Origin of the sequence: Phytoactinopolyspora endophytica, assembly GCF_004138495.1 — a bacterium.
Taxonomy (GTDB): domain Bacteria; phylum Actinomycetota; class Actinomycetes; order Jiangellales; family Jiangellaceae; genus Phytoactinopolyspora; species Phytoactinopolyspora endophytica.
The window spans coordinates 33,412-36,848 of the sequence record NZ_ML142857.1 but is presented as its reverse complement, the minus strand read 5'-3'; the positions used below and the strand labels follow the sequence as shown (position 1 = coordinate 36,848).

Below are 3,437 nucleotides of genomic sequence, written 5' to 3'. Positions count from 1 at the left end.
CCGGCGTGGCCGGTGCCGCGGGCCCGGCCGGGCCCGCGGTCGCCGCCGTCTCGGAGCCGCCGGCTGTGGCGGACGTCGCGCTGATCACCACGCGGCGCCCGCCGGACAGCCGGAGTGCGTTGCTGACCAGCTCGTCCAGGACGCTACCCAGGCCCCCGGGCGGCTCGAGCAAGTGAAGGCCCGGTGGAACATCCACCTGGACGACGACGTCGTCGGCGGAGGCGATGGCTCGCCACCGGTCCACCCTGGTGGCCAGGACGGTATCCAGGTCCACCGGTTCGGCCTCCCGGATGCTCTCCATCCGGGCGGCGGCGAGCAGCGCGTTGAGCATACGATGCATCGACTTCGCCTCGTCGACCGCGACCGCGTGTGCTTCGCGGGCGTCCGGACGGGTCAAGTAGGGCTCCAGGCTCTCCACGGCCAGCCGGAGGCTCGTCAGGGGATTGCGCAGCTGGTGGGAGGCGTCCGAGACGAAGGCTCGCTGTCGTTGCAGGGCCCGTTCGACGGCATCCATCATCGAGTTGAACGACGTGGCCAGCCGGCGTAGCTCGGCCGGGCCGCTGACGGCGTCGGCCCGGATGGTCATGTCCCCCTTGGCGATGGCGTCGGTGGCGTCGTCGAGCTTGCGCACGGGGCGCAGCACCCAGCCGGAGACCGGCCAGGCGACGGCGATCAGCGCAGCGAGCGGCACGACCCCGAGGCCGGCGAGCTGTCCCCAGGTGGCCAGGACCGTGGACCGGGTCCGATCGGTGGGGGAGACCGTGACCACGACGCCGACCACCTCACTGTCCCGGCCGACCGGCTCCGCGACGATCAGCGGCCGGCTGTCCCACGGCCACCGCACCGCGGGTGGCTCGGGCCGGTACCCGGCCAGAGCTTCGTTGATGATGGCGGACATCTCCGGGTGATCGTTGCGCGCCTCGGTGATGGCGTCCCGGGAGCCGAGCAGCATCGCCCCGTCCGGCCCGAGGACGGCCGCCGGAATGCCGTACAGCTCGTCGTAGCGCTCGAGCTCAAGGGCCAGGGCCTCCGTTCTCCCGGTGGACAGCGCGGTCTCGGCGAGCGACGCGAAACGACCGGCGTCGTTGAGTCGGTCGACGTAGGTCTCCTGGATCTCCCGCTGAGCCACGGTGGCGGCCAGCGGGAAGCCGAGCGCCGTCACCAGGAGCACCGCGAGCGGAACCAGGACGACGAGAAGCCGGCGACGCACCCGCCTCAGCCGTCCGACGGGGCGGAGAGCCGGTACCCGACGCCTCGGACCGTCCGGATAGGGACGGTGTCGCCGAGCTTGCCCCGCAGGGCTGCGATGTGGGTGTCGAGCGTGCGCGACGACGACTCCCACGTGGCGCCCCACACCTGGTCCAGGATCACGTCGCGGCTCACCACCGCCGGCGCGCGCTGTGCCAGCAGGGCGAGTAGCTCGAACTCCTTGCGGGTGAGCGCGACGCTGTCGCCGTCCACCATCGCCTCCCGGGTGGCGTGGTCGATGGTCAAATCGCCGACGGACAGCGGTTCGGCCTGCTGGCCCTCCCGGCGGACCGCCCGGGTGCGACGGAGCACCGCGTCGATACGAGCCAGCAGCTCGGGCACACCGAACGGTTTGACGACGTAGTCGTCCGCACCGAGCCGGAGGCCGTGGACCCGCTCGTGCTGCTCGGCCCGGGCGGTGACCGCGATCACCGCGGTCTCCGGCCGCTCACGCAGCTTGCGGAGGACATCGAGGCCGTCGGCATCGGGCAGCCCGAGGTCGAGCAGGACGACGTCGGCCGGTGGTTCCTGTAGCGCCTCCGCTGCCGTCGCGACTCGACGGACCTCGAACGAGGCGTTCGTCAGGACGGTGACGAGGCCGCGGGCGACGCGGTCGTCGTCTTCGACTACAAGGATGCGCATAGCCGGTCATGGTAGGGGAGGCGCGTCGCGCACGTCTCTTGGGTCACGACCACGCGGCGACGAGATCGTCGGGCTCGAACGACGCCACTCCCTGGACAGAGGTTCCGCTTCGTGAGATCGCCAGGAGAGGTGTGGACTCGTCGGCGCCCGGTAACCGGTTGCGCTGGACTGCTAGCTCGCCGAGGCCATGAGCATCGAAAGGCCGCTGATCAAGCCACTTGATCGAGCCGACGAAATGTATCTGCTTGGCGATGGGAGCGCGGTCGGCGCCGACGATGTCGATCTCGACATCGTTGGACCGCGTCCAATAGGCACCCACCTCGGCCGCTGCTGGTATGCCTTGGGCCGGTAGGAGCCGCGCCAGCGACTCCCTGACGAGCGGTTCGATGGCCCGGCCGCGCCATGTGGTCCATTGTCGGCGGACGCGTTCCAGCGCGAGGTCCGCGCGTCGCCGTTCGATGAGATGCAGGTTGGGTTCGATGAAGGTCAACCAGAACTGCAGGTAGGGATCAGAGACTCGGTAGCGGCGCTCCTTCGATGGCCGGTCCGAGAGGGGTACATCCGCGTCGATGATCCGCTTGTTGCCGAGCAGCTCAAGCGAGCGTTGAAGTGAAGCTTGCTGGATATCTCCCGCGGCGCGCGCGAGGTTGGCGAAGGTGCGTTCGCCACTACCGATTGCCGAGAGGACGGTGCGCGCTTGTACGTGTCGCGGAAACTCGGCCGCGAGAACCCGCTCCGCCGACACCAGGAGAGCAGACAGAGGATTGCTCAGAGCGAATTCGAGGTAGTCCCACACGGGCGTTCCACGTTCCCATTCTGAGCAAATGAGGGGGAGCCCGCCGGTGATGAGCGTGGCGTCGAGAGTATCGGCGGCATCGAGTCCCAGCATGCCACCGACATCCGCTGGATTCAGCGGCCCCACGACCATCTCGCGGCCGCGTTGATAGAAGGGTCGGTCGTACTGGTTCAGCGCTTCCATCATCCCGAGGTCGGAACCGACCAGTATCAAGAGGATGGGCTTGCGGCTGAGTTCACGATCCCAAGCTTTCTGGAGAATGCCTTCAAACGCGTCGACTTGTTCGATCAGGTAGGGAAGCTCGTCGATCACGACAACGGTTGGCTCGTCGTCGGGTAGCAGGAGAGCGAGAGTCTGAAAGGCTCCGCTCCAGTCTCTCGGCGTGATACCGCCAACCAGCCCGCGTCGATCGACTCCGGATTCGCTGACCGTGCGCCAGAAGGACGTCAACTCCGCTTCCGCGGAGCGTCGTTCGGCAGTGAAGAACACTGCCGGCACCCCGGTGCGGCGTAGAGACTCCTCTACGAGGCTCGACTTGCCGATGCGTCGACGACCCCGCATCTGTACGCATTGCCCGGGAGCATGTCCGCCGACGGCTTCGCGCACCTGGTCAAGAAGCCAAGAGAGCTGACTCAGTTCATGTTCACGGCCGACGAACTCGATCACCGGTCACCATCCGCGAGTAGTTACTATCATTTAAGATACTATCATCAAAGATAGTAACACTGGCATTAGCTGTTTGGAAACCATG

General features: G+C 67.6%; 3 protein-coding genes. All 3 read right to left on the bottom strand.

The genetic code is table 11. The features are described 5' to 3' along the window. Positions 1-1,210: sensor histidine kinase (locus ELR45_RS18040; RefSeq protein WP_205856812.1), on the bottom strand; the 1,210-nt coding region annotated here is incomplete at its 3' end. A gap of 5 nt (positions 1,211-1,215) precedes the next feature. Beyond that, the gene (locus ELR45_RS18035; protein WP_129667634.1) at positions 1,216-1,890 is read right to left on the bottom strand and encodes a response regulator transcription factor; all 675 of its coding nucleotides are present in this window, start codon (positions 1,888-1,890) and stop codon (positions 1,216-1,218) included. A gap of 43 nt (positions 1,891-1,933) precedes the next feature. Continuing rightward, the gene (locus ELR45_RS18030) at positions 1,934-3,352 is read right to left on the bottom strand and encodes an ATP-binding protein (protein WP_129667633.1); all 1,419 of its coding nucleotides are present in this window, start codon (positions 3,350-3,352) and stop codon (positions 1,934-1,936) included. Positions 3,353-3,437: the final 85 nt, after the last annotated feature.